Origin of the sequence: Bartonella sp. AP21QHHD (assembly GCF_042196205.1) — a bacterium.
Classification (GTDB): domain Bacteria; phylum Pseudomonadota; class Alphaproteobacteria; order Rhizobiales; family Rhizobiaceae; genus Bartonella.
On the sequence record NZ_JBHIPT010000011.1, the window covers coordinates 182543 to 208567 of the forward strand.

General features: G+C 36.1%; 24 protein-coding genes. 12 read left to right on the plus strand and 12 right to left on the minus strand.

Features of this window, described 5'->3' with window-relative positions:
• Positions 1–112: 112 nt before the first annotated feature.
• The 5 genes from dnaQ to ACFIMC_RS01080 are packed head-to-tail and all read right to left on the minus strand — an operon-like array spanning position 113 to position 3706.
• Complete coding sequence (dnaQ, locus tag ACFIMC_RS01060) at positions 113–820, minus strand: DNA polymerase III subunit epsilon (RefSeq protein WP_375629128.1); 708 nt, start codon at positions 818–820, stop codon at positions 113–115.
• A gap of 4 nt (positions 821–824) precedes the next feature.
• Positions 825–1412 carry a dephospho-CoA kinase gene (gene coaE / locus ACFIMC_RS01065; protein ID WP_375671708.1) on the minus strand — a complete coding sequence of 196 codons (588 nt, stop codon included), beginning with the start codon at positions 1410–1412 and terminating at the stop codon, positions 825–827.
• On the minus strand, positions 1409–2281 hold the full coding sequence (locus ACFIMC_RS01070; protein ID WP_375629126.1) for a shikimate dehydrogenase: 873 nt from the start codon (positions 2279–2281) through the stop codon (positions 1409–1411). Before ACFIMC_RS01070 ends, coaE begins: the two co-directional genes overlap by 4 nt.
• Complete coding sequence (locus ACFIMC_RS01075; RefSeq protein ID WP_375611343.1) at positions 2274–2870, minus strand: Maf family nucleotide pyrophosphatase; 597 nt, start codon at positions 2868–2870, stop codon at positions 2274–2276. The genes ACFIMC_RS01070 and ACFIMC_RS01075 overlap by 8 nt, the downstream gene beginning before the upstream one ends.
• Positions 2867–3706, minus strand: coding sequence for a pyruvate, water dikinase regulatory protein (locus tag ACFIMC_RS01080; protein WP_375612767.1), 840 nt, complete (start codon positions 3704–3706; stop codon positions 2867–2869). Before ACFIMC_RS01080 ends, ACFIMC_RS01075 begins: the two co-directional genes overlap by 4 nt.
• 552 nt (positions 3707–4258) lie before the next feature.
• On the opposite strand from ACFIMC_RS01080, the gene rho reads away from it, so the two are divergent.
• The 6 genes from rho to ACFIMC_RS01110 all read left to right on the plus strand — a co-directional run bounded on the left by rho (position 4259) and on the right by ACFIMC_RS01110 (position 11227).
• A complete protein-coding gene (rho, locus tag ACFIMC_RS01085; protein ID WP_015857121.1) occupies positions 4259–5524 on the plus strand; it encodes a transcription termination factor Rho in 1266 nt (421 codons plus the stop codon).
• 31 nt (positions 5525–5555) lie between these two features.
• The gene (gene mnmE / locus ACFIMC_RS01090; protein ID WP_375671707.1) at positions 5556–6863 is read left to right on the plus strand and encodes a tRNA uridine-5-carboxymethylaminomethyl(34) synthesis GTPase MnmE; all 1308 of its coding nucleotides are present in this window, start codon (positions 5556–5558) and stop codon (positions 6861–6863) included.
• Positions 6864–6969: 106 nt separating this feature from the next.
• Complete coding sequence (gene mnmG, locus ACFIMC_RS01095; protein WP_375639846.1) at positions 6970–8838, plus strand: tRNA uridine-5-carboxymethylaminomethyl(34) synthesis enzyme MnmG; 1869 nt, start codon at positions 6970–6972, stop codon at positions 8836–8838.
• Positions 8838–9485 carry a 16S rRNA (guanine(527)-N(7))-methyltransferase RsmG gene (gene rsmG / locus ACFIMC_RS01100; RefSeq protein ID WP_375611339.1) on the plus strand — a complete coding sequence of 216 codons (648 nt, stop codon included), beginning with the start codon at positions 8838–8840 and terminating at the stop codon, positions 9483–9485. The genes mnmG and rsmG overlap by 1 nt, the downstream gene beginning before the upstream one ends.
• A 6-nt stretch (positions 9486–9491) precedes the next feature.
• Positions 9492–10289, plus strand: coding sequence for a ParA family protein (locus tag ACFIMC_RS01105; protein WP_273790170.1), 798 nt, complete (start codon positions 9492–9494; stop codon positions 10287–10289).
• Positions 10290–10330: 41 nt separating this feature from the next.
• Positions 10331–11227 carry a ParB/RepB/Spo0J family partition protein gene (locus tag ACFIMC_RS01110; RefSeq protein WP_375612765.1) on the plus strand — a complete coding sequence of 299 codons (897 nt, stop codon included), beginning with the start codon at positions 10331–10333 and terminating at the stop codon, positions 11225–11227.
• Between the two features lie 23 nt (positions 11228–11250).
• Here ACFIMC_RS01110 and ACFIMC_RS01115 read toward each other — a convergent pair whose 3' ends face one another.
• The 7 genes from ACFIMC_RS01115 to dapF all read right to left on the minus strand — a co-directional run bounded on the left by ACFIMC_RS01115 (position 11251) and on the right by dapF (position 17324).
• Entirely contained in the window at positions 11251–11718 is a 468-nt protein-coding gene (locus ACFIMC_RS01115) for a hypothetical protein (protein ID WP_375652373.1), read from the minus strand.
• 196 nt (positions 11719–11914) lie between these two features.
• Entirely contained in the window at positions 11915–12412 is a 498-nt protein-coding gene (locus tag ACFIMC_RS01120) for a hypothetical protein (RefSeq protein WP_375612763.1), read from the minus strand.
• A gap of 2 nt (positions 12413–12414) precedes the next feature.
• On the minus strand, positions 12415–13176 hold the full coding sequence (gene gloB / locus ACFIMC_RS01125) for a hydroxyacylglutathione hydrolase (RefSeq protein ID WP_375632111.1): 762 nt from the start codon (positions 13174–13176) through the stop codon (positions 12415–12417).
• 62 nt (positions 13177–13238) lie between these two features.
• Complete coding sequence (locus ACFIMC_RS01130) at positions 13239–13925, minus strand: septation protein A (protein WP_375620900.1); 687 nt, start codon at positions 13923–13925, stop codon at positions 13239–13241.
• A complete protein-coding gene (gene ftsY, locus ACFIMC_RS01135) occupies positions 13922–15175 on the minus strand; it encodes a signal recognition particle-docking protein FtsY (RefSeq protein WP_375671704.1) in 1254 nt (417 codons plus the stop codon). Before ftsY ends, ACFIMC_RS01130 begins: the two co-directional genes overlap by 4 nt.
• 14 nt (positions 15176–15189) lie before the next feature.
• The gene (gene mtaB, locus ACFIMC_RS01140) at positions 15190–16473 is read right to left on the minus strand and encodes a tRNA (N(6)-L-threonylcarbamoyladenosine(37)-C(2))-methylthiotransferase MtaB (protein ID WP_375612759.1); all 1284 of its coding nucleotides are present in this window, start codon (positions 16471–16473) and stop codon (positions 15190–15192) included.
• Positions 16473–17324: a diaminopimelate epimerase gene (gene dapF / locus ACFIMC_RS01145; protein WP_375671703.1), complete on the minus strand. Its 852-nt coding sequence runs from the start codon at positions 17322–17324 to the stop codon at positions 16473–16475. Before dapF ends, mtaB begins: the two co-directional genes overlap by 1 nt.
• Positions 17325–17549: 225 nt before the next feature.
• On the opposite strand from dapF, the gene ACFIMC_RS01150 reads away from it, so the two are divergent.
• From ACFIMC_RS01150 to ACFIMC_RS01175, 6 genes are all read left to right on the plus strand, one after another.
• The gene (locus ACFIMC_RS01150; RefSeq protein WP_375620904.1) at positions 17550–18095 is read left to right on the plus strand and encodes an AprI/Inh family metalloprotease inhibitor; all 546 of its coding nucleotides are present in this window, start codon (positions 17550–17552) and stop codon (positions 18093–18095) included.
• Between the two features lie 98 nt (positions 18096–18193).
• The gene (zapE, locus tag ACFIMC_RS01155; RefSeq protein WP_375671702.1) at positions 18194–19393 is read left to right on the plus strand and encodes a cell division protein ZapE; all 1200 of its coding nucleotides are present in this window, start codon (positions 18194–18196) and stop codon (positions 19391–19393) included.
• Positions 19394–19682: 289 nt separating this feature from the next.
• On the plus strand, positions 19683–20645 hold the full coding sequence (gene mdh / locus ACFIMC_RS01160; protein ID WP_375611328.1) for a malate dehydrogenase: 963 nt from the start codon (positions 19683–19685) through the stop codon (positions 20643–20645).
• 88 nt (positions 20646–20733) lie between these two features.
• On the plus strand, positions 20734–21930 hold the full coding sequence (gene sucC / locus ACFIMC_RS01165) for an ADP-forming succinate--CoA ligase subunit beta (protein ID WP_375671701.1): 1197 nt from the start codon (positions 20734–20736) through the stop codon (positions 21928–21930).
• Between the two features lie 3 nt (positions 21931–21933).
• Positions 21934–22836: a succinate--CoA ligase subunit alpha gene (gene sucD, locus ACFIMC_RS01170; RefSeq protein WP_375612754.1), complete on the plus strand. Its 903-nt coding sequence runs from the start codon at positions 21934–21936 to the stop codon at positions 22834–22836.
• Between the two features lie 163 nt (positions 22837–22999).
• Positions 23000–25999 carry a 2-oxoglutarate dehydrogenase E1 component gene (locus tag ACFIMC_RS01175; protein WP_375633940.1) on the plus strand — a complete coding sequence of 1000 codons (3000 nt, stop codon included), beginning with the start codon at positions 23000–23002 and terminating at the stop codon, positions 25997–25999.
• Positions 26000–26025 lie beyond the last annotated feature (26 nt).

The window sequence follows — 26025 nt, forward strand, 5'->3', positions numbered from 1 at the left end:
GGTACGATGTAGCGACAGGGTCGTTGTGGTGTTCCCCTCCCCACAACGACCGTTTTTTTTGACATCGATATTCTTTAATTTCAATCGTGACTCTTTTAGATAAAAGATGATGTTATTCATGAATTTTGAAGTTATTCCACAGAGCTTTTTCACCCATTTTGTAGATAAAATCAGCGTGTAACTTTTTTTCTTGCATACTCAATCTTGAAGGTAAAGCCTGCGGGCGAATTTTAACGGCATAAGATGTATCTTTATCGTTCTGGATATGTTCATCAATACCCCTTCTGTTATCAAAACCCAATACACCTTGCTTTCCACCGATGAGCTCAATATAAACATCGGCTAGAATCTCTGCATCAAGCAAAGCACCATGAAGAACACGATGGCTGTTATCAATTCCAAAACGTTTGCATAAAATATCAAGAGAATTAGGGCCCATAGGAAATTTACGCCGCGCCATAGCCAATGTATCAAGAATATTATCAACACTGATAAGCGGTTTGTTGACGCGTTTTAATTCTGCATTAATAAAACCAATATCAAAACTCGCATTATGCGCAATCATTGTCGCGTCTTTGATAAATTCCAAAAATTCATCAACAATATCACTAAAACTTTTCTCGTTTTTCAAGCGTTCATTGGTTAATCCGTGAATTGCTACAACTTCATCAGGAATAATAACGCCTTCAGGGTTTAAATAAACATGAAATTGGCGTCCTGTGAGATAACGATCAACCATTTCTACACAACCAATTTCGATTATGCGATCTTTCTCTTTATCTAAACCTGTTGTTTCTGTATCAAAAATAATTTCACGCATAATTTTAATTCTTTAGCAATTTTTTTATCACATCAAAAACCTGTTGACGTGTATTCTCTAAATCTTTCCCTGTATCAATAATAAAATCAGCGCGTTCTCGTTTTTTTTCATCTGGCATTTGTTGAGCGTTGATAAAGGAAAATTTTTTCTCATTCATACCTTGGCGAATCATTACACGTTCTTTTTGTATTTCTGGTGGAGCAGAAACAACAATAACGCTATCCACACGACTTTCACCATTTTTTTCAAACAGAAGTGGAATATCAAGAATAACTAATTTTTTCCCTTGTTCACGCGCTATATCAATAAATTCCCTTTCTTTTTCTTGCACCAAAGGATGAATTATTTTTTCTAATGTTTGTAATTTTTCCTTATCATCAATCAAAATTTCAGAAAGTTTCAAACGGTTAACTTCTCCGTTTTCAACAACACTTGGAAAAATACGCTCTATGAATGACAAAGCTGGCTCACTTTTATAAAGCTGTTGTACTGCTTCATCAGCACTAAAAACAGAAATACCCGCTTGCTTGAAAAAATCAGCAACTGTTGATTTTCCCATAGCAATTGATCCCGTTAATCCTATGATCTTCATTCTCTTTTTTCACTCATATCCTCTAAAATAGCTGTCCGTAACGCTTTTGTTACCTGTGGTCTTATTCCGAACCACTGTTCAAACCCTATAACAGCCTGATGTAGAAGCATCCCAAGTCCATCAACCGTCTTGAGATCACAAGCCTTTGCCTGTTGTAAAAAAGGAGTTATCAATGGTGTATAAATAATATCTGTTACTAATGCCGTTTTTTTTGCTTTATGAAAATCGCAAAAAAAAGAATCACTTTTTTCTTCTGGACTTTTTATGCCAATAGAGGTTGTATTAACAATCAAATCAGCTTGATGAAGTATTTCATGGATTTTATGCCAATCGTAAACTTTAATGATTTTTCCAAAATGCTGAGCTAAATTATCAGCACGTTGTTTTGTACGGTTAATTAAATAAATCTGTTCAAATCCGCGTCTTTTTAAGGCATATATGATAGCGCGTGCGGCACCACCTGCTCCAAAAACAAGAGCTGTTTCCCCTCCCCAATCAGATACAAAATCATCAAGATTAGCGCTAAAACCATAGGCATCACTATTCGTGGCACAAAGCTTATCTCCTTCATACCAAAGTGTATTAACAGCACCAATCATTGTTGCTCTCTCATCTTTATAATCTGCTAAACGAAAAGCTTCCTGTTTATAAGGCAAAGTAACATTTCCTCCACAAAAGCCTATTTTTTGTAAAGACGCAATAAAATGACTGAACTCTTCAGATGTTACTTCTTGTGCAAGATATTCTCCTTGTAAACCATATTGTTTAAGCCAAAAATTGTGAATTCTTGGCGATTTTGAATGATGAATTGGAGAACCAACAACAAAAGCACGCGGATAATTTGTTTTTTTTATTGTTAAGTCAACCATCAATAATTCCTAAGTGGCGCAGTTTTATGAGTAGAGGCAGCAAAGGTAAACCAACAATGGTAAAAAAATCTCCTTCAATTTTTTCAAAGAGATGAATTCCTTCTCCTTCAATTTGATATACTCCCACGCTGTTTAAAACATCTTTTCCTACGCGTGCTAAATAACGTTCAATAAATTCTGATGAGAGTAAACGGACGGACATATGTGCACTAAAAGCTTCAACCCAAATTTTTTGACCATTTTTAAATAAAGCTACCGCACTATGAAGAGAATGGGTTTTTCCTGATAATTCACATAAACGTTGATGTGCTTCTTTAATATTTGTTGCTTTGTGAAAAACTTGACCTTCAAAATCAAGAACTTGATCACAACCAATAACGAAAGCATCAGGAAAACGATCTGAAACATTTTTTGCTTTTGCGCTCGCAAGAAAACAGCTGAGTTCTTTAGGTGTTTTTTCTTTTGCTTTTTTTTCTACTTCTCTTTCATCAAAAGAAGCTCCTTCAATGGAAAAATTTAAGCCTGCTTTTTTTAATAATTTTGCACGATAAAAACTAAGAGATGCTAATATTAAAGTATCTGCGTTCATGAGAATTTTCTCTCATTTCCTTCACGAAATCGTGATAACAGTTCAAATATTGCAGCAGCAGTTTCTTCAATAGAACGTCTTGTGACATCAATAATAGGCCAACCAAAACGTTCGCAAATGCGTTTTGCATGGATTAATTCTTCAGCTATGTTGATACGATTAGTATAATTATCAAGAGCAAAACCTTCTCCTAAATCTCTATTTTGACGAATATGTGAGATTCTTTCAGCTGAAGCAATTAAACCAATAATTAAAGAATTTTTTACCTCTAAAAGAGATTCTGGCAAATCAATTCCTGGAATAAGAGGAACATTAGCCGTTTTGATTCCGCGATTTGCTAAATAGATGCTTGTTGGTGTTTTAGAGGTTCTTGAAATTCCCACAAGGATCACATCTGCTTCGGATAAGCTACTGGAAGACTGTCCATCATCATGCTCTATTGTAAAATCCAGTGCCTCAATACGGCGAAAATAATCTGCATTAAGATCATGTTGTGCGCTCGCACGTAAATGTGTTGGCATTCCAAGGTAAGACTGAAAAGCATTTAAAACAGGATGCAATATATCAATACAGGGAACTTCTATTTTTTTGCATTTTTTTTGAAGGAGTAGTTTAAGTTCTTCATCAATCATTGTGTAAAGAACAATACCTGGCTCTTGTTGTATTTCATCAAGAGCTTTCTGTAACTGTATTCTATTACGAATCATAGGATAGATATGCTCTGTTGCCTGAATCATTGCATATTGCGATGCTACAGCTCTTCCAACAGAAATTAATGTTTCTCCTGTTGCATCAGAAAGCATGTGTAAATGAAAGAATTTTTTTTCTTTTGTCACAAAAATTTTAACTCCTTGTTAAGACATGTGTATATATCCTCACCGTTTTTTATAAAACTAAAATTTATGAAAAATTCTCCTTTTTTATGCACAAATTAAATGCTTGTGATAATTTAATCCCTCTTATAAAAAAAGAGGGGATAATATCTTTAAGATAGTGATATTTTTATTCTTTTTTCAGTTCCTTTTGTGGATAAAATTGAGGATAAATAATAATCCACACTAAACACAGTTATAAATAAGAATAATCCTTTCTTTAATATAAATTTATTAATATAAATTTCTGTAAAAAATACTTTTGAATAGCATTTCATTAATGCTATAATCCTAACTCACATTTTTGTTATTAAAATAATTAAATACTATTTGGATTTTATATTTTTTCAAGTTTTTCATATAATTACTTAATATTACAGGAACAAATTTCATATAAATGGTACTTGCAGATTAAAAAAATTGAGTGTAGGATATTTTTTCTTAATAATATTTCACTCATAAATTTCCATAAATTATTTAGAACAATCTTCTCCTTAATTACAAAGAGCATATTTCATGCAAAAAATGAAACTACAAGAACTTAAAAGCAAAAATCCCGTTGAGCTTGTTTCTTTTGCTGAAACATTAGAAGTTGAAAATGCCTCCCTTATGCGCAAACAAGAATTAATGTTTGCTATCTTGAAAAAACTTGCTCTACAAGACGTTGAAATTATAGGAGAAGGTGTTGTTGAAGTTTTACAAGACGGATTTGGATTTTTGAGATCTGCTGATGCTAATTATCTTCCTGGTCCTGATGATATTTATCTTTCACCTGCACAAATACAGTCGTTTTCTTTAAAAACAGGCGATACAATTGAAGGTCCCATACGCAGTCCAAAAGAGGGAGAACGTTATTTTGCTCTCCTTAAAATTAATACAATTAATTTCGAAAAACCTGAAAAGATTCGTTATAAAATCCACTTTGATAATCTTACTCCTCTTTATTCAAATGAACGTTTCCAAATGGAAATACAAGATCCTACAGAGAAAGATATGTCATCACGCGTGATTGATTTGATATCTCCATTGGGAAAAGGACAAAGAGGGTTAATTGTAGCTCCTCCTCGGACGGGAAAAACAGTTTTACTTCAAAATATTGCTCATTCTATTACCACTAATCATCCTGAATGTTATCTCATTGTTCTTTTAATTGATGAACGACCAGAAGAAGTTACTGATATGCAGCGTTCAGTAAAAGGAGAAGTGGTTTCTTCTACTTTTGATGAACCTGCAATACGTCACGTACAAGTGGCAGAAATGGTTATTGAAAAAGCCAAACGTCTTGTTGAATATGGGCGTGATGTTGTTATTCTTCTCGATTCTATTACACGTCTTGGGCGTGCATATAATACAGTTGTTCCTTCTTCAGGTAAAGTTTTAACAGGTGGTGTGGATGCAAATGCCCTCCAGCGTCCAAAGCGTTTTTTTGGTGCAGCACGTAATATTGAAGAAGGCGGATCTTTAACCATTATTGCAACGGCTTTGATTGATACAGGAAGTCGTATGGATGAGGTTATTTTTGAAGAATTTAAAGGAACAGGTAATTCGGAAATTGTTCTTGATCGAAAAGTTGCTGATAAACGTATTTTCCCTGCTATGGATATTTTAAAGTCAGGAACGCGTAAGGAAGAACTTCTGGTAGAACGACAAGATTTACACAAAATTTTTGTTCTTCGTCGTATTTTAGCATCTATGAATGTAACAGATGCAATTGAATTTTTGATTGATAAATTAAAGCAAACAAAAAACAATAGTGAATTTTTTGATTCAATGAATACGTAGAGTCATTAAAGTTTTTATTAGGATAAAACCTGTGGATACAATCTTTGCTGTTTCGAGTGGATTGTTACCTTCAGGGGTTGCAGTCATTCGGCTTTCTGGTCCTCATGTTGTGGATATAGTTAAAACGCTTTGTGGTCGTTTACCTAAAGCACGTTTTATGCATTATGGAAATCTTACTGCTCGTGATGGTAGTTTTTTAGATTCTGGTTTAACTGTTTTTTTTCCTGCTCCTCATAGTTTTACGGGGGAAGATTGTGCAGAATTCCATTTACATGGAGGAAAAGCAGTCGTTAATCGTTTTCTCGATGAATTGTCGACATTTTCTGGATGCCGTATTGCAGAAGCAGGTGAATTTTCACGTCGTGCTTTTATGGAAGGAAAATTAGATCTTGTTCAAGCAGAAGGTCTTGCTGATTTAATAGAAGCAGAAACGGAAAGCCAACGGCGTTTAGCTGTTATGGGTACAAGTGGACATTTAACGACGCTTTATCGTGATTGGCGTCATAAGCTTATGAAGGCGCGTGCTTTTATTGAGGCAGAACTTGATTTTGTTGATGAAGCAGATATTCCCAACGCAATATCTGATAAAGTTTGGAAAGATGTTCAGGATCTTTGTACTTCTATTCGGGAATATATTACTGAAGGAGAACGTGCGAGTATTTTACGTGATGGATTAAAAATTGTTATTGCTGGTGCTCCAAATTCTGGAAAATCAAGCATTATGAATCGTCTTTCAGGAAGATCTGTTGCTATTGTAACGGAAGAAGCAGGAACAACCCGTGATGCTTTAGAAATGAGAATTATTCTTGGTGGTTTACCTGTTTTTTTAACCGATACTGCTGGTTTTAGAAAAACAGAAAATAAAATAGAACAGATGGGAATAGAAATTGCTAAACAGCATGTTAGGGAAGCTGATTTGGTTATTTTGGTTTATGATATAGGAAATCCTAAGCAAGTTGATTTACCAGAAACATCGGCTGAAATATGGTGTGTTGGCAATAAGCTTGATCTTTATGAAAAAAATGATCAGCGTTGGTCTATACAATTTTCCGCATTAACTGGTTTAAATTTTGATTATTTTATAAAAGAACTTGAATCATTTTGTCATTATCGTGCTTCTAAAATTGGAAATATTGTTCCAGCACGTAAAAGGCAACTTCAATTATTAAAGCAGGCTGTTAAAGAGATTGAATTTTCTCTTAATTATCATTCTCTTGATCTCAGTTTACGTGCAGAACATCTCCGTTGTGCAAGTGATTTTCTTGGGAAAATTACAGGAGATATTGATGTTGAAGATTTGCTTGATATTATTTTTTCAGAATTTTGTGTTGGTAAATAATGATTCACGTGAAACATTGATTATTTCATAGACAGATTATAAAGATTATGTAATTTATATCCTGTTTCACGTGAAACCTTAGAATATTTTCTACGGAATGAATTAAATGCAATCATATGATGTTGTTATTGTTGGTGGTGGTCATGCTGGCTGTGAAGCGGCTTCAGCTTCAGCACGTGTAGGAGCCAAAACAGCGCTTGTTACACATAAAATATCAGCACTGGGAACAATGTCGTGTAATCCTGCTATTGGTGGACTTGGAAAAGGGCATCTAGTTCGTGAAATAGATGCGTTAGATGGTCTTATGGGAAGAGCAGCAGATGCTGCTGGAATTCAGTTTAGACTACTTAATAGACGTAAAGGACCGGCAGTAAGAGGACCACGAACACAGGCAGATAGACAACTTTATAAAAAAGCAATTCAAAAATTATTAAAAGAACAAGAAAATCTTACTCTTATTGAGGATGAAGTTATTGATCTGGTTGTTAAAGATAATTGTGTATCAGGTGTTATTTTAAAAAAACAAGGAACAATTTTTTCTGGTGCTGTTGTTTTAACAACAGGTACGTTTTTAAATGGCTTTATTCATATTGGTAATAAAACATGGGCTGCTGGTCGTATGGGAGATCAGTCAAGTGTAAAACTTGCTGAACATTTGAAAAAATATCATATAAAACTTGGACGATTAAAAACAGGAACCCCTGCTCGTTTGAGTAAAAAAACAATTGCTTGGGAAGCTCTCCAAAAACAACAAGCAGATGAAAATCCCATACCCTTTTCTCTTTTAACAGAGAAAATTGAACAACCACAAATTGAATGTGCAATAACACGTACAAATGAGAAAACACATCAAATTATTCGCGAGAATATTTATCGCTCTGCTTTATATTCTGGAAATATTGAAGGGTTAGGACCACGTTATTGTCCTTCTGTTGAAGATAAAATTGTTAAATTTGGAGAACGTGATGGACATCAGATCTTTCTGGAACCAGAAGGATTAAATGATGATACTGTTTATCCAAATGGTCTTTCTACTTCTCTTCCTGAAGATGTACAAATTTCTCTATTGAAAACCATTGAAGGATTGGAAAATGCTATAGTTTTGCAACCTGGTTATGCTATTGAATATGATTTTGTTAATCCACAACAATTAACGAGAAACTTAGAATTACGTTCTTTACCGGGTTTGTTCTTAGCAGGCCAAATTAATGGTACAACAGGATATGAAGAAGCAGCAGCACAAGGACTTTTAGCTGGATTAAATGCTGCACGTAAAGTAGGTAAATTAGATGAAATACTTATAAGTCGTTCTACTGCTTATATTGGTGTTATGATTGATGATTTGGTTTCACGTGGTGTTTGTGAACCTTATAGGATGTTTACATCACGTGCTGAATTTCGTTTATCTTTACGATCTGATAATGCTGATACGCGTTTAACACCTTTGGCACAAAAATGGGGTATTGTGAGTAAAATACGTTGGGAATGTTATCAGAAAAAACAACAACGGCTTGATCAAGCACGATCAATATGTCAAAATCTTTTTTTAACACCCAATGAAGCTTCTGCTCATGGATTACATGTTAATCATGATGGAATTCGGCGTTCGGCTTATGATTTTCTTGCTTATCCTCATATGACCTTAGAGCGTCTTTCAGATTTTTGGCCACAATTAAAAACAATTGATTCTAAAACAGCAGAATCTTTAGAAATTGAAGCACAATATGCGGTTTATTTAGATAAACAAGCACAAGATATTGCCTCTCTTCAGAGAGATGAGCGTTTAGAAATTCCTTCTTCTCTCGATGTTCAGGCAATTTCAGGTCTTTCAAATGAACTTAAATCAAAAATTCAAGAAGTGTCGCCGCGTTCAATTGCTGATGCACAAAAAATTGATGGCATGACACCCGCCGCGTTATCGCTTATTATTACACATATTCAACGTCAACGACGTGAAAAGGCTAAAACAGCTTAATGAATTTTTCTACAGAAAAAAAATATCAACAATTATTAAATATTGTTCCTTCTGTTTCACGTGAAACGATGGAAAATTTAATTCAGTTTGAGTCTTTAATACTTCAGTGGAATGCACATATTAATTTGATATCTGCTACAACTATACCAGATCTATGGACACGACATATTCTAGATTCAGCACAAATTTTTCCTTTGTATGCTCATTCTTTACATTGGTGTGATTTAGGATCAGGAGGAGGTTTTCCTGCAATTGTGATTGCTATCTTTTTGAAAGAAAAAAAAGCAGGACATATTAATCTTGTTGAAAGTAATGGGAAAAAAGTTGCTTTTTTGCGAACAGTTATTGCTCAACTTAATCTTCCAGCAACGGTTTATCACGCTAGAATTGAAGATATATATCAAAAAATTCCCATATCTGATATTATAACAGCACGGGGATTAGCGCCGCTTGATACTCTTTTACAACTCATTTTTCCTTTATTAACAGAAAAAACAATAGCTCTTTTGCAAAAAGGTCGGGATTACGCTACAGAAATAAAAAATGCCTCTGCCAATTGGCACTTTGATCTGTTAAAACATAAAAGTAAAGTTGATGAAAATTCTGTTATTTTGGAAATTTCTCATATTCGATCATATAGAGGGTAGAGCAAAATGAGCGAAACACGAATTATCGCTATTGCAAACCAAAAGGGTGGAGTCGGAAAAACAACCACAGCAATTAATCTTGCTACAGCTTTAGCGGCTATTGGTGAAAATGTCCTTATTATGGATGTTGATCCACAAGGTAATGCTAGTACAGGTTTAGGGATTGATCGTAATAGCCGTCCTTTATCTTCTTATGATGTTTTGGTTTCGGGCGTTTCAATTACGCAGGCGGCTTTAAAAACAGCCGTACCCAATCTTTATATAGTTCCTTCTACACTTGATCTCTTAGGTGTGGAAATGGAAATTTCTTCATCAAAAGATCGCATACAACGCTTACGTAAAGCTCTCTATGATGATCCGGAAATGGAAAAAAAATTCAATTATATTTTAATTGATTGTCCTCCCTCCCTTAATCTTTTAACACTTAATGCTATGGGGGCTGCCGATTCTGTTTTAGTGCCTATGCAGTGTGAATTTTTAGCACTTGAAGGTTTAAGTCAATTACTTGAAACAGTAAAACAAGTGCGATCCGTACTTAATCCATCTTTAGAGATCCAAGGTATTGTTTTAACAATGTATGATGGACGTAATAACCTTTCAAATCAAGTTGTTGAAGATGTACGCTCTTTTATGGGAGATAAAGTTTATCGTACTGTTATTCCACGAAATGTAAGAGTATCAGAAGCGCCTTCTTTTGGCAAACCTGTATTGCTTTATGATCTTAAATGTGCTGGGAGCCAAGCTTATTTGCGTCTAGCATCAGAAATGATTCAACGTGAAAAACAAGCACGTGCTGCTGCTTAAAAATGTAAAATTTTTTGTAAGAAAACTCAAAGAGCAAAATTATGAACGATGATCTATCAAAAAAAAGACTAGGACGTGGATTAGCGGCATTGATTGGAGATATCAATTTAAACAACAATATTGCACGTTCATCAAGCTTTGATAAATTAAATGAATCCGGTAGTCTTTCTGAGCGATTTATTTCTATTGAATCTATTTCATGTAATCCTCACAATCCTCGGCGTCATTTTACTGAAACAGAGCTTGATAATTTGACACAATCAATTCGTCAACACGGTGTGGTTCAACCGGTTATTGTGAGGCCTTTAAGAGATCATCCTCATCGGTTTGAATTGATTGCGGGTGAACGGCGCTGGCGTGCAGCACAACGTGCAAATTTAAGTCAATTACCCGTTATTATTCGTGATGTGGACGATAAAACGGCTTTGGAATTGGCAATTATTGAAAATGTTCAACGTGCAGATCTTAATCCTATCGAAGAAGCAAAGGGATATGAGATGCTTCTAAATGAACATGATTATACGCAAGTAGATTTAGCGCAAGTTATAGGAAAAAGTCGTAGTCATGTTGCAAATACGCTTCGTTTGTTAAAACTTCCAGAAAAAGTACAACAATTCTTAACTGATGGACAACTTTCTGCAGGTCATGCACGTTGTCTTATAACCGTTGATGATCCACAAAATTTAGCTGAGAAAATTATTCGTGAAGGGCTTTCAGTACGTCAAACAGAAATACTTGCATATGAGCAAGCTAATCCTAAAACTAAAAAGCGTACCAATACGGAGAAAGATGCTGAAACAAAATCTTTAGAAAAATTACTTGCAGATGTGATAGGAATGAAAGTTATTATTCGACATGGTAAAAAAGGTGGAGATTTAAAAATACATTACTCTTCATTAGAACAATTAGATGAAATTTGTCGGCGTTTACAAAGTTAATCAATTGTTCTAAAAAGATTTTTTTAACAGGTATCTTTTAAAATTTTTATTATTCTATACATATGCTCTTTAGCAAATTCTATATTTCTTGCAGGTAAAGAGTTTTTTTCATAAGTAGAATTTTCTTCATCAGTAAGTACATACAATGTCGCTTGAAGTGCTAGGTGAGCAACAACAAAATCTTTCGGTGTTATATTATTTTCTTTTAAAATATTTACAAGTTTTGGATTATTAAAAATATAGGAAGCGTCTTTTTCAATATTATCATCATAAGTACTGAGATCACTTTTTGTATTTGTTTGTTCTGGTTCTGAAGATAAATTTCTACATTCTGCTTTGATTTTTTCCAGCTTTAAAAGAATATCTTCTGTTAAGGGATAATTTGCAATGAAAGGCGGTATAAAAGAAGGATCATCTATTTCTTGTTTTTTTTCTTGAGCGTATGATACAAAAGGAAAAATGAAGAAAAAACACAATAGAAGTTTAAACATGACGAAAAATTATCCTTTCTTTTTTGAATTTCAATAAATATTTTTCCGTCTGTTATTCTTTATTTTTAGAAAAACATTTGTAAATATAATCGAAATAAAAACAATTATTAGGAATGGTAAAAACACGGTGTTTTTTTAATGCACATACTTTTTTATTAGATTAATGGGATGATATTTTTTAATGTCTCATAGCTGATTAGTTGCTCAAAATGAGTTTTTCACAGCTATTTAAAAGAATTGTTGCTTTGTAAAAATGTTTTTTAACAAATTCAAGATTGTTTAGAAATATAGTATTTTTCTCAGTAGAATATTCCTTTTCAGGTACAAATATGAGAAGCGCTGATATTTCTTTAAGTGCTAAGGTTCCCGCAGCAAAATCTTTCGGTGTTATATTATTTTCTTTTAAAATATTCACAAGTTTTGGTTTACTAGAAATATAGGTAGTGTAGTTTTCAATACTAGAGTGGATACTAGAATCATAAGTTATAAGATTATTTTTTGTTTCTGGAAGTAAGTTTTTACATTCTTTTTCAATTTTTTCCAGCTTTAAAAGAAAATCTTCTGTTAAGGGATAATTTGCAATGAGAGGTGCTATAAGAGAAGAATTATCTGTTTCCTTTTCCTCTGCCATTGTTTGTTGAATATGTATCACGAAAAGAAAAAGCAGGAACAAACGTAATACGAACTTACGCATGGTTAAAAATTGTCCTTTCTTCTTCGAACTTCAGCAAAAACTTCTTCATCTGTTTTTTCTTCCATTACAAGGTTCTTTCGCAATACACTATCATCCCAGCGGAGAAAGGGATTGGTGGCTTTTTCTTGCCCTAAGGTTACTGGTAAAGTCATAGCGTTTTTTGCACGTAGCAAAAAAACTTCCTCTATTCTTTGGTGGAGTTTTTTATTATGTGGGTCAATTGTTAGTGCGAAAAGAGCGTTATTTTTTGTATATTCGTGTCCACAATAGAGAAGTGTTTCATCAGGAAGTTTACGAAGTTTTTTTAAAGAATTCAGCATTTGTGCTGGTTTTCCTTCGAAAAGACGTCCACAGCCCAATGAAAAAAGTGTATCTCCAGCAAAGAGTAAATTCTTTTCAGGAAAATAGTAAGATAATGCGCCTAGAGTATGACCAGGTGTTGAAAGAGCTAAAAGAAGGTGTGAGCCAAAAGAAAAACTTTCATCAGGTTGAAGTGTTTTATCAAGATGATTGATCTTTTCTTTTTCTGCTTCTGGTCCGATAACCGTAGCGTTGTAAACTTGTTTTAATTCTGATAGGGCTTCTACATGGTCGTGATGATGATGAGTTACAAAAATAGTGTTAAGTGTCCAATTGTGGCGCTTTAAGGCATTGTGAATCGCTTTGCCTTCAGGAGCATCTATTGCAGCTGTCATACCACTTTTTTCATCATGAAGGAGTACACCGAAATTGTCTTCTCGACAAATAAACTGTTCAATCAACATATTTTTTCTCCCGAACAGTGTTTGGCGATGAATCTATAAAATAATCGGTAGTGATGATTTTTTTAAGAATCAGATTTGTCCTCTTCTGTAAAAAGTCCTTTTGAATGTTTTATAATTATAGGCATTTGGGTAAGCATGAAAAGGACTGTTATAGGCATGACGCCAAATACTTTGAAACTTGTCCAGAAATTATCGCTAAAATTACGCCAAATTATTTCATTCAAAATGGCAAGAAAAATGAAAAAAAACGCCCAACGATAGGTAAGTTTTTGCCAACCTAAATCATCAAGTTTTAAGGTAGAATCAAGAGCATAACGTAAAAGTGGTTTTTTAAAAAACATCCCTCCAAAAAGTATAAAAGCAAATAAGCTATTAATGATTGTTGGTTTCATTTTTATGAAAGTTTCATTATGAAGCCAGAGAGTTAGAAAGCCAAAAACTAAAACAAATATTCCTGAAATAAGAGGCATAATAGGAATTTGTCTTGCAAGGATCCATGATAAGCTTAGGGAAATAATAATAGCCACCATAAAAATAGCTGTTGCAGGGAAAATAGGCTTACTAAAATTTTGAAAAAATCCAATGTTTTTTATCAGCCATTCTCCCTTATAATTGGCAAAAAAGAAGGCAACCAATGGACCCATTTCCAAAAGAAACTTAAGTGTTGGTGAGAGAGAAATTTTTTTATTGTTATTCATCTTTTTTTCAGAATTATTGTGTAAATTAAGATTAGATAAAGGCTGTTTCATGCGTGTTTTCCTGCAATAGTTTCGGCAAAGTCAGAAGCAGAAAAGGGTTGAAGGTCTTCAATATCTTCTCCTATACCGATAAAATAAACGGGTAATTTATATTTTGCTGCGATAGCGACAAGAATTCCTCCTCGTGCAGTCCCATCTAGCTTTGTCATAACTAAACCATTAACACCAGCAATATCACTGAAAATGTCCACTTGGTTGAGTGCATTTTGTCCGGTTGTTGCATCAAGAGTTTGAAGGATTGTGTGGGGTGCTTGGGGGGTGTGTTTTTTTAAAACACGAATAATTTTTGCCAACTCATCCATTAATTCAGATTTATTTTGTAAACGCCCTGCTGTATCAATAATTAATACATCACTGTTTGTTTTTTTTGCTTTTTCATAAGCATCAAATGCTAAGCTGGCGGCATCTGCACCCAATTTTGTCGAAATAACAGGAGAATTGGTACGTTCACCCCAAATGTGTAGTTGCTCAATAGCAGCGGCTCGGAAAGTATCACCTGCTGCCAGCATAACTTTTAATCCCCCTTCTGTTAATTTGGCTGAAAGTTTTCCAATAGTTGTCGTTTTTCCAGTGCCATTTACACCTACCAGCAAAATAACATGAGGTTTATGGCTGAGATCAAGTTCTAATGGTATTGCAACAGGTTCCAGAACTTTTTTGACCTCATCAGCTACAATAGTATGAATATCATTTGGGGAGAGGTTTTTTCCGTAACGACTGGAAGCTAAAGTATTTGTGATGCGTGTTGCTGTCTCTACACCTATGTCAGCTTGGATAAGAATATCTTCGAGCTCTTGCAGTGTATCTTCATCAAGTTTTCTTTTAACAAAGAGATCGCCAATTGATCCGCTTAGGCGTTGTGAAGAAAGGGATAGGCCTTTTTTAAGGCGCCCAAACCACGCTGTCTTTTTTTGTTCAACAGAAGGTTCAGATAAAATTTCTTCATTCTTTTTTTCACGGATGTTGTCTGTGACAATAATTTTACCAGAAAAGGGAATTTTATCAGAATGGGATTCTAGAAATGGAGATTTTTCATCATATTTTGTAAGTATTGACTCTGGATTTTTTGTTTGTTCTTCTTTTTCTGTGTTTATAGAGATTTGATTATTTTTTGTCTTTTCATTTTTGTCTTTATTTTCTTCTATTATATCGCTTTTATCAGGAATAGAAATCTGTTGTTCAATTTCTTGCTCTTGAGATTTGTTAAAAGAGAATATTTTTTTTATAAAAGATTTAGTCATAAGAATTCTCCTGCTCAAGCAGCGTTTAATTTTGGAGGGACAGCAATCAATTTATCGCCATCATGATCCACGATAAGGGCTTGAACAATTGTTCCTGCTTTTGCACCTTTAACTTGTACAAGAGTATAATCTTCTGTTCGTCCGATTTCATCTTTTTCAACGAGAATTGTTTGTAGACTGTTTTGTAAATGAGCAAGATGCTTTTGGTAAGCCATATCACCTGCTTTACGCAATTTTTCAGCACGCAGCTTAACTATTTTACGGTTGATTTGTGGCATACGTGCGGCAGGTGTTCCTTCTCTTGGACTAAAGGGGAAGACATGGAGATGGGTTAAATTACAATCTTTGATTAAGGCAAGACTATTTTGAAACATCTCTTCTGTTTCTGTAGGAAAACCAGCAATTAAGTCGGCACCATAAACCATTGTAGAACGTTTGGCACGCAATTCTTGGCAAAATTGAATGGCATGTTCGCGCAGATGACGCCGTTTCATCCGTTTTAAAATCATATTATCACCTGCTTGCAAAGATAAATGCAAATGGGGCATGATTCTTGTTTCATAAGCTAAAAGATTTATGAGTTCTTCGTCTGCTTCAATAGAGTCAATAGATGAGAGGCGTAATCGGGCTAAGTCAGGGACATGATGCAAAATAGCTGAAGTTAATTTTCCTAGAGTAGCTTTTCCAGGAAGATCGTGGCCATAACTTGTAAGGTCAACACCTGTAAGGACCACTTCTTGGATACCCCCACCTATCAGCTTTTTAATTTGTTCTATGACAGCACCCATGGGAACTGAACGAGATGGTCCTCGTCCATAAGGAATAATGCAAAATGTACAGCGGTGATCGCATCCGTTTTGTACCTGTACAAAAGCGCGGGTGCGCTCTTGCATTGCACTGACCATATGTGGAGCAATTTTTTGTACTTCCATAATGTCATTGATATGCACCTTTTCAGAATGATTAATACCAAAATCAGGAAGTTGACGATAAGAATGAGCGTGAAGTTTATCTTCGTTTCCTAAAACAAGATCTACTTCTGTCATTGAGGCAAAATTTTGTGCTTCTGTTTGGGCTGCACACCCTGTTACAATGATACGCGCATGAGGATTTTCACGTCTTGCTTTGCGGATAGCTTGTTTTGCTTGTCGTACGGCTTCGGCAGTGACAGCACAGGTATTAAAGATAATAGCACCATCTTTAAGTTGATCTAGCCCTGAAGAAGTACTTTCTTTGCGAATGATTTCCGATTCGTAGCTATTAAGTCGACAACCAAAAGTTACAATTTCTATTGCCATCAGGAGTGATCCTTTTTGTAACACCCTGTTAAAGGGCTTAAAAAACCACTAAAGTGATATTTAATTGGTCCTGTCATGATAATATGATCGTCTTCTCGGTAAAAAATATTAAGTGTTCCCTTTGGTAAATTTACATCAACATGGCGCTCTGTAAGTCCACGACGATAAGCAGCCACTGCACTTGCACAAGCAGCACTCCCACATGCTTGTGTTAATCCTGCCCCTCGCTCCCATGTACGTAAATTTAGACTTTTCTTTGACGTTATGCAAGCAATGGAAATATTGCACCGTTCGGGAAACAGGGGATCATGTTCAAGTTTTGGCCCATATTTTTCTAATGGAATATGTTGAATATCATTTTCAACAAAAAAGATAGCATGGAGATTGCCAATGGATATGAGACAAGCGTCTTTTAGGGGACCAGCCATAATTTCTACGTGATTGGTATCAACTATTTCACGTGAAACAGGCATCTCTTTTGCATTGAAATTTGGGCATCCCATATCAACAGAAATGAGATTATCGGTTTGGTATTTTCCTTCAATAATTCCAGCGGGAGTTTCTAAATGAAATTTTTCACCAAAATTGTGATCTTTAAGCCATGCGATGACACAGCGGGTACCATTGCCACAAGCTTTAGCCATTGATCCGTCGGCATTCCATATTTCTATGCGGAAGTCGGTTTTTTTCTGGGTTGGTGTGTGGATAGCCATGATTTGATCAAAATGCATTTCAGGATCTGCCGACAAAGCAAGGATTGCTTGTGGTGTAAGAGCGTATGTGCTTTCACGCATATCAACAACAATAATTTGATTTCCAAGACCGTCCATTTTGCTAAATGGCGTTTTCATGAAACTTCTCTATTTCTAATGATTACTTATAAAAAGATATATGACTGAAAATATTATAAATTTCTAGTGTTTAATAAATATAAAATTGGGCACATAAATTATTTCTTTTAAAATAAGTGATTTTAACCTGTTTTTTTTAATTTGTTAATTTATCTTTGTAACTATAACAAATATTCGCTTAATTTTTTTGTGAACTTATTTATTGTCGTGGGAGAGAGTACAGACATGGCGTTTTCAAAAGTTTCGTTTTTCGTTGCACTATCAACTGTAATGTTTTTAGGGGGATGTTCAACAACACGGTTTGATGGTAATGACGATGGTAACGCATTAGAAGTTTTTTATCCATCTCAACAAATGACAATATTAGAAGCGTCTGATCTGTCGTCTACTTCTTCGTCGATATCTGAAGATGCAAACGCTCCGATGTATGAAAAAGGAGATTCTCAGAGCGATGGACGAATGGCTAGTCTCGAATTGCCAAGTAATGCTACTGATTTATTTCCTGCAAGTGTTGCTGGGGTGTGGAATCTTTCTATGGGAGGAAAAGTTTGCCGGATTGCAACTCCACAAACAAAGTTTGGACAAGGGTACCGTGCTGGTCCTTTACACTGTCCAGGAATTGCTTCCCAAGTGAGATCGTGGGCTGTTAAAGGAAAAAGATTATATTTTTATAATAACTCTGGACGTGTTATCCTCGTTCTTTATTCTTCAAATGTTGATCGTTTTGAGGGACGTACACTTGATGATCATCCCGTTATTTTAAGTCGTTAAATCATTTTTGATCGTTTATGACAAACTAAACTAGACGGACAGATTCTTGAAAAGTATTTGTATTTTTCATTGAGATCGGTTTGAAAAAGGTTTTTTGGATGATTCTCGTTTCAACACGTTATAAGAAGCTTGTCGCTAAAGGAGAGGTTTGTTTTGATCCCGCTCAATTAGCTATAACAGAATATTTTGATCATTTATTAAAAAAAATTGCGGAACAAAATATCTCTCATCCTTTGCCTTGGATATTTTGCTCTTTCTTTAACAGAATATTTAAAAGGAAAAAACAAAATATTTCTTGTGTTGTAAAACAAGGAGATGAAACAGGTTTTTTTCAGGGACTGTATATTTATGGTGAAGTAGGACGGGGCAAAACCATGCTGATGGATTTGTTCTTTTCTTGTTTGCCTAAAGGTCATAAAAAGCGTGCCCATTTTAATGATTTTATGGCTGATGTGCATGAGCGTATTAATTTTTATCGTCAAGCATCTGGGTGTGCAAAATTTAAACAAGATAATCCTATTTTAGCTGTTGCTGAGGATCTTGCACGAGAAGCAAAAGTACTTTGTTTTGATGAGTTTAGTGTAACGGATATTGCTGATGCTATGGTATTGGGGCGGCTTATTTCTGCTCTGTTTGATAAAGGAATTTTCTTTATTGCGACTTCAAATGTGGCGCCAGATAACCTTTATTGTAACGGTTTAAATCGTGAGCTCTTTTTGCCTTTTATTCAAGTTTTGAAAGCATATGTTCGTGTTGTTAATCTTGATGCAAAAACAGATTATCGCCTTGAAAAATCAAATCTACAACAGATGTATGTATCGCCGTTGGGGGTTCAAGCAAATGAATATATGGATCAAGCATGGACACTTGTATTGCAAGGACATAAGGAGATGTCTGATGAGCTTTCTATAAAAGGGCGCTTTATTCCTATTCCGCGTTTTGGTGCAGGATGTGCTCGTTTTGATTATGGGGATTTATGTGCAAAGCCTTTGGCCGCGGCTGAATATTTGTTATTAGGAAAGCATTATCATACGATTTTTATTGATAATGTACCGGTCATGGATGATACATGTCGTAATGAAACAAAACGGTTTATTTTGCTTATTGATATTCTTTATGAGCGCCACATACGGTTGTTTATGTCGGCAGCCGCAGGGATAGGGGATTTGTATAAAGGGCATGCGCAGATTACGGAAACATTTGAATTTCAAAGAACACAATCACGTCTTTTCGAAATGCAAAGCTACGATTATTTAAAACTTTGGGAAGAACATTTTCTTTTGAAGAAGAAGCATTGATTATACTTTTACCTTTACGTAAACTGTCAAAACAATAACTTTTTGAAATTAAAGAAATATAATAATTCTGTTGTATTTTTTTTAAATTCACTTTATCGATACATCGTGATAATTTTCTAATAGTTGTTTCAGCGGAGGGTTGTTGTTTCTGTAAGGAGAGAAATTTGTAAATTTCATTTCTTTACTCCTTTTTATGATATTGTTTGAATATGGTTGAAGTCAAAAATATTCAGTATACGGACGTTGATTGGGTGTGCGCTGAATTATCTAAAAGTTAGGAAAAAATAAAATGGCACGGAAAAAAATAGCTCTCATTGGTTCAGGTATGATTGGTGGTACTTTAGCACATATTATTGGGCTTAAAGAGCTTGCTGATGTGGTCTTATTTGATATTACAGAAGGTGTGCCACAAGGTAAGGCTCTAGATATAGCCGAATCTTCTCCTGTTGATGGTTTTGATATCAGTCTAAAAGGTGCTAATGCTTATGAAGCAATTGAAGGTGCTGATGTTGTTATTGTAACAGCAGGCGTTGCGCGAAAACCTGGTATGAGTCGTGATGAACTTTTGGGCATTAATTTAAAGGTTATGGAACAAGTTGGAGCTGGAATTAAAAAATACGCTTCTTCAGCGTTTGTTATTTGTATTACCAATCCCCTTGATGCGATGGTGTGGGCATTGCAGAAATTTTCAGGTCTCCCTACACATAAAGTGGTTGGTATGGCTGGTGTTCTTGATTCAGCGCGTTTTCGTCATTTCTTATCTGAGGAATTTAAGGTCTCTATTAAAGATGTGACAGCGTTTGTTTTAGGGGGCCACGGTGATACAATGGTTCCTCTCGTACGTTATTCAACGGTTGGTGGTATTTCTTTGCCTGATCTTGTAAAGATGGGCTGGACAACACAGGAAAGAATTGATCAAATTATCCAGCGTACCCGCGATGGCGGTGCAGAAATTGTTGGTTTGTTAAAAACAGGTTCTGCTTATTATGCACCAGCAGCTTCTGCTGTTTCTATGGCTGAGGCCTACCTAAAGGATACTAAGCGTGTTGTGCCTGTTGCAGCTTATCTTTCAGGAGAATATGGGGTTAATGATACCTATGTTGGGGTACCTGTTGTACTTGGTGCAGGTGGTGTTGAACGAGTCATTGAAATTGATCTTGATAAAGAAGAAAGAGGTGCTTTTGATCATTCAGTAAATGCGGTTAAAAAGCTTTGTGAAGCTTGTATTGCTCTTGTACCTAGTCTCAAGTAAATTGAACAAGATTTAATTCATTAAAATAAGTATTTAGAATGTTAAAACTTTAGGATTAATAAGATCCATAAAAGAAAAGGACAAATGCATGAATATCCATGAGTATCAGGCCAAACGTCTGCTTCATGAATATGGAGCACCAATTGCAAATGGTGTCGCTGTTTATTCTGTAGAGCAAGCTGAAAAATGGGCGGAAAAATTGCCCGGACCTCTCTATGTGGTTAAAAGTCAGATACACGCTGGTGGTCGTGGTAAGGGTAAGTTTAAAGAACTTGGTCCTGATGCAAAGGGTGGTGTTCGGCTTGCACAATCTGTTGAAGAAGTTGTTGCAAATGTTCAAGAAATGTTTGGAAAAACTTTGGTAACCAAACAAACTGGTCCAGAGGGTAAGCAGGTCAACCGCCTTTATATTGAAGATGGTGCCGATATTGAACGGGAGCTTTATCTTTCACTTTTGGTTGATCGTAGCGTTGGTCGAATTGCTTTTGTTGTTTCAACAGAAGGTGGAATGGATATTGAAACGGTTGCTGAAGAGACACCAGAAAAAATATTCACGCTTCCCATTGATGCTGTAGAGGGTGTTACTTCTGCTGATTGTGCAAGACTTTGTGATGCGTTGAAACTACAAAGTAGTGCGCGAGAAGATGGTGAAAAGCTTTTTCCGATTCTCTATAAGGCATTTTGTGAAAAAGATATGAGCCTTTTAGAAATCAATCCGCTTATTGTGATGAAAGATGGTCACTTGCGTGTTCTTGATGCGAAAGTTTCTTTTGATAATAATGCTCTGTTTCGTCATCCAGATATTTTAGAATTGCGCGATCTTTCAGAAGAAGATCCAAAGGAAATAGAAGCATCAAAGCATGATCTTGCTTATGTTGCTCTTGAGGGTACGATTGGTTGCATGGTTAATGGTGCTGGGCTTGCTATGGCAACAATGGATATCATTAAGCTTTATGGAGCAGAGCCAGCGAATTTTTTGGATGTTGGTGGTGGAGCATCAAAAGAAAAGGTGACAGCTGCTTTTAAAATTATTACGGCCGATCCAAATGTTAAGGGCATTTTGGTTAACATTTTTGGTGGTATTATGCGTTGTGATGTCATTGCTGAAGGTGTGGTTGCTGCTGTTCGTGAGGTTGGTTTAAAGGTTCCCTTGGTTGTTCGTCTTGAAGGTACTAATGTTGAGCAAGGTAAAGCAATTATCAATGAGAGTGGTTTGAATGTTATTCCTGCTGATGATTTAGATGATGCTGCCCAAAAAATTGTTGCAGCCGTGAAGGGAGCTTAAGCTATGTCAATTCTTGTGAATAAAGAGACAAAAGTTCTAGTTCAAGGGCTTACAGGAAAAACAGGAACGTTTCATACAGAACAGGCGCTTGCTTATCATGGTACGCAAATGGTTGGTGGCGTTAATCCTAAAAAGGGTGGAGAAACATGGGAAGGTTCAAAAGGCGAAACTCTTCCTATTTTCGCTAATGTTGCAGAAGCAAAAGAAAAAACAGGTGCAGATGCTTCCGTTATTTATGTTCCTCCTGCAGGGGCTGCGGCAGCTATTATAGAGGCTATAGAAGCTGAAGTTCGTTTAATTATCTGTATTACGGAAGGTATTCCCGTTATGGATATGGTTAAAGTGAAGGCGCGATTAGAAAACTCAAAGTCTCGTCTTATTGGTCCTAATTGTCCCGGTATTCTTACACCAAATGAATGTAAAATTGGTATTATGCCTGGTTCTATTTTTAGAAAAGGTTCTGTTGGGGTTGTCTCGAGGTCGGGAACTTTAACTTATGAAGCCGTTTTTCAAACGAGTCAGGAAGGTCTCGGACAAACAACTGCTATAGGGATTGGTGGCGATCCTGTTAAGGGCACTGAATTTATTGATGTGTTGGAAATGTTTTTAGCGGATGATGAAACCGAGTCTATTGTTATGATTGGTGAGATTGGTGGTTCTGCTGAAGAAGAAGCAGCACAGTTTTTGCAAGATGAAGCAAGAAAAGGTCGAAAAAAGCCAGTTGTTGGCTTTATTGCTGGCCGTACGGCTCCTCCAGGACGTACAATGGGACATGCTGGTGCTGTTATTTCTGGTGGTAAAGGTGGAGCAGAAGATAAAATTGCGGCAATGGAATCAGCAGGGATTCGTGTGTCTTCTTCGCCATCACAGATAGGTAAGACTTTGATGTCAGTTTTGAAAGGCTAAAAGAAAGTTTCACCTGAATAAGAAAAGGTTCTTAGATTCAGGTGAGAAAACTTGAGTATAAAAAGGTAAAACTTTTTTGAATGTTCGAATCACTGCTTGTTTGTAAGCATTTAAAGGTCAAAAAGAGATATAAGGAGACGGAATAAATGTTCCGGAGAAGTATATGGCAAGGCAGGACGAAATAAATAGCCTTTTTGCACAGACATCATTTCTTTATGGTGGGAATGCGGATTATATAGATCAACTTTATGCTCAATATGAAAAAGATCCTACCAGTGTTGATTCACAGTGGCGTGCTTTTTTTGAAGGACTTCATGATAATAAAGAGGATGTTCTTAAAAATGCTGAAGGAGCAACATGGCAGCGTGATCATTGGCCATTAAAAGCAGAGGGTGAATTGATTTCTGCTCTTGATGGTGATTGGTCTTCTCTTGAAAAATATTTTGGCGATAAATTAAAGGAAAAAGCAATAACAGGTGCTGCACAAAAGGGAAAAACTTCCAGTGAACAAGATATTATTCGTGCAACACGTGATTCCGTTCATGCAATTATGATGATTCGTGCGTTTCGAGAACGGGGACATCTTCATGCGCAACTTGACCCTCTTCAATTGGCCGAAAAACAAGAAGATTATAAGGAACTTTCTCCAGAAGCGTATGGTTTTACTCCAGCTGATTACGAGCGTCCCATTTTTATTGATAATGTTTTAGGGTTGGAATATGCAACTATTCCGCAAATGCTTGAGATTCTCAATCGTACCTATTGTTCAACAATCGGTGTGGAATATATGCATGTTTCTGATCCGGTTCAGAAAGTATGGCTTCAAGAACGCATTGAAGGGCGAGATAAAAAAAATTCTTTCACACACCAAGACAAGAAAGCTATTCTGAATAAGCTTATTCAGGCAGAGGGATTCGAACAGTTTTTAGACACTAAATATAAAGGCACAAAGCGTTTTGGACTCGATGGTGGTGAGGCGTTGATTCCCGCTCTTGAGCAGATTATCAAATGTGGTAGTGCTTTGGGGGTTAGGGAAGTTATTTTAGGGATGGCCCATCGTGGTCGTTTAAATGTTCTTTCACAAGTTCTTGCCAAACCGCATAGGGCTATTTTTCATGAATTCAAAGGGGGATCTTACAAGCCTGATGATGTGGAGGGATCCGGTGATGTCAAATATCATTTGGGAACTACCGCTGATCTGGACTTTGATGGTAAAAAAGTTCATTTATCGCTGTTGGCCAATCCATCTCATCTTGAGATTGTTGATCCGGTTGTTATGGGAAAAGCACGTGCTAAACAAGATCAACTTATGGGACATGCGCATACTGATTTACTCCCATTAAGTGAGCGTTCAAAAGTGATGCCATTGCTTATTCATGGTGATGCCGCTTTTGCAGGACAAGGCGTTATCCAAGAAACTTTTGGTCTTTCAGGTCTTAAAGGTTATCGTGTTGCAGGCTCACTTCATGTTATTATCAATAACCAGATTGGTTTTACAACATCTCCACGTTTTTCACGTTCTTCGCCTTATCCATCAGATGTCGCAAAAATGATTGACGCACCAATTTTCCATGTGAATGGTGATGATCCTGAGGCAGTTGTTTTTGTTGCCAAAATAGCAACAGAGTTTCGCCAGATTTTCCATAAACCAGTGGTTATTGATATGTTTTGTTATCGCCGTTATGGGCATAATGAAGGTGATGAACCTTCCTTTACGCAGCCGCTTATGTATAAAGCAATACGTAATCATAAAACAACACTTCAACTTTATAGTGACCAATTGGTAGCAGAAGGAATGGTTACTTCAGAAGAGATTGAGCAACAAAAAAAATTATGGCGCGATAAGCTTGAAGGTGAACTTGAAGCAAGTGCTTCTTATAAACCTAATAAGGCTGATTGGCTTGATGGAAGCTGGACGGGACTCAAAGCTTTTAGTAGTTCTGATGAGCAGCATTCTAGAACAACTGGTGTTGAATTAAAAACTTTAAAGGAAATTGGTCAGAAAATTGTTGAAATTCCGGCAGATTTTCACGTTCACAAAACCATTCAACGTTTTTTAAATAATCGTGCTAAAATTTTTGAAACCGGTGAGGGTGTTGACTGGGCAACTGCTGAAGCTTTAGCTTTTGGTTCACTTTGTTTGGAAGGAGCACCGGTTCGTCTTTCCGGTGAAGATGTTGAACGGGGAACTTTTTCACAACGTCATTCAGTTCTTTATGACCAAGAAAATGAGGCGCGTTATATTCCTTTGAATCATTTACAAAAGGGGCAAGCGCTTTATGATGTTGTTAATTCTATGCTTTCTGAAGAAGCTGTTCTTGGTTTTGAATATGGATATTCTCTTGCTGAACCACGAGGATTAACACTTTGGGAAGCACAATTTGGTGATTTTTCTAATGGTGCACAGGTCATTTTTGATCAATTTATTTCATCCGCAGAGCGTAAGTGGCTTCGTATGTCTGGTCTTGTGTGTTTATTGCCTCATGGTTTTGAAGGGCAAGGGCCGGAGCATTCTTCTGCACGTTTAGAACGGTTTCTTCAACTTTGTGCGGAAGATAATATGCAGGTTGCTAATTGTACAACCCCTGCAAATTATTTTCATATTTTGCGTCGACAAATTAAGCGTGATTTCCGGAAGCCATTGATTTTGATGACACCGAAATCACTTTTACGTCATAAGCGAGCTGTTTCTTTTCTCAATGAAATGGGGCCAGAAACAAGTTTTTGTCGTGTGTTGCTTGATGATGCAGAATGTCTCAAAGATTCTGTCATTAAGTTGCAAAAAGATAATAAGATTCGCCGTGTCGTTCTTTGTACTGGTAAGGTTTATTACGACCTTTATGAAGAACGTGAAAAAAGGGGTATTGATGATGTTTACCTCCTTCGTGTTGAACAGCTTTATCCTTTCCCTGCAAAAGTTTTGGTGAATGTATTATCGCGCTTTTTGCAGGCGGAAGTTTTTTGGTGCCAAGAGGAACCAAAAAACATGGGGGCTTGGTCATTTATTGAGCCTTATTTGGAATGGGTTTTGACGCATATTAATGCGCAATATTCACGTGCTCGTTATGCAGGACGTCCTGCGAGTGCGTCACCGGCCTCTGGGTTAATGGTGAAACACCTTGAACAACTGGCTGCGTTTCTTAAAGACGCGTTAGGTTCTTAATTTATTACTACTCTGATGTATGGAAA

What these genes read in the sequence shown, in the direction of transcription:
- ACFIMC_RS01130 (WP_375620900.1), bottom strand. Translation starts at nt 13,925, where the DNA reads ATGAAACAGCCTTTATCTAATCTTAATTTACACAATAATTCTGAAAAA.
- mdh (WP_375611328.1), top strand. Translation starts at nt 19,683, where the DNA reads ATGGCACGGAAAAAAATAGCTCTCATTGGTTCAGGTATGATTGGTGGT.
- rho (WP_015857121.1), top strand. Translation starts at nt 4,259, where the DNA reads ATGCAAAAAATGAAACTACAAGAACTTAAAAGCAAAAATCCCGTTGAG.
- coaE (WP_375671708.1), bottom strand. Translation starts at nt 1,412, where the DNA reads ATGAAGATCATAGGATTAACGGGATCAATTGCTATGGGAAAATCAACA.
- mnmG (WP_375639846.1), top strand. Translation starts at nt 6,970, where the DNA reads ATGCAATCATATGATGTTGTTATTGTTGGTGGTGGTCATGCTGGCTGT.
- sucD (WP_375612754.1), top strand. Translation starts at nt 21,934, where the DNA reads ATGTCAATTCTTGTGAATAAAGAGACAAAAGTTCTAGTTCAAGGGCTT.
- zapE (WP_375671702.1), top strand. Translation starts at nt 18,194, where the DNA reads ATGATTCTCGTTTCAACACGTTATAAGAAGCTTGTCGCTAAAGGAGAG.
- dnaQ (WP_375629128.1), bottom strand. Translation starts at nt 820, where the DNA reads ATGCGTGAAATTATTTTTGATACAGAAACAACAGGTTTAGATAAAGAG.
- dapF (WP_375671703.1), bottom strand. Translation starts at nt 17,324, where the DNA reads ATGAAAACGCCATTTAGCAAAATGGACGGTCTTGGAAATCAAATTATT.
- mtaB (WP_375612759.1), bottom strand. Translation starts at nt 16,473, where the DNA reads ATGGCAATAGAAATTGTAACTTTTGGTTGTCGACTTAATAGCTACGAA.
- ACFIMC_RS01070 (WP_375629126.1), bottom strand. Translation starts at nt 2,281, where the DNA reads ATGGTTGACTTAACAATAAAAAAAACAAATTATCCGCGTGCTTTTGTT.
- ftsY (WP_375671704.1), bottom strand. Translation starts at nt 15,175, where the DNA reads ATGACTAAATCTTTTATAAAAAAAATATTCTCTTTTAACAAATCTCAA.
- ACFIMC_RS01175 (WP_375633940.1), top strand. Translation starts at nt 23,000, where the DNA reads ATGGCAAGGCAGGACGAAATAAATAGCCTTTTTGCACAGACATCATTT.
- gloB (WP_375632111.1), bottom strand. Translation starts at nt 13,176, where the DNA reads ATGTTGATTGAACAGTTTATTTGTCGAGAAGACAATTTCGGTGTACTC.
- ACFIMC_RS01115 (WP_375652373.1), bottom strand. Translation starts at nt 11,718, where the DNA reads ATGTTTAAACTTCTATTGTGTTTTTTCTTCATTTTTCCTTTTGTATCA.
- ACFIMC_RS01120 (WP_375612763.1), bottom strand. Translation starts at nt 12,412, where the DNA reads ATGCGTAAGTTCGTATTACGTTTGTTCCTGCTTTTTCTTTTCGTGATA.
- ACFIMC_RS01150 (WP_375620904.1), top strand. Translation starts at nt 17,550, where the DNA reads ATGGCGTTTTCAAAAGTTTCGTTTTTCGTTGCACTATCAACTGTAATG.
- ACFIMC_RS01110 (WP_375612765.1), top strand. Translation starts at nt 10,331, where the DNA reads ATGAACGATGATCTATCAAAAAAAAGACTAGGACGTGGATTAGCGGCA.
- rsmG (WP_375611339.1), top strand. Translation starts at nt 8,838, where the DNA reads ATGAATTTTTCTACAGAAAAAAAATATCAACAATTATTAAATATTGTT.
- ACFIMC_RS01075 (WP_375611343.1), bottom strand. Translation starts at nt 2,870, where the DNA reads ATGAACGCAGATACTTTAATATTAGCATCTCTTAGTTTTTATCGTGCA.
- sucC (WP_375671701.1), top strand. Translation starts at nt 20,734, where the DNA reads ATGAATATCCATGAGTATCAGGCCAAACGTCTGCTTCATGAATATGGA.
- ACFIMC_RS01105 (WP_273790170.1), top strand. Translation starts at nt 9,492, where the DNA reads ATGAGCGAAACACGAATTATCGCTATTGCAAACCAAAAGGGTGGAGTC.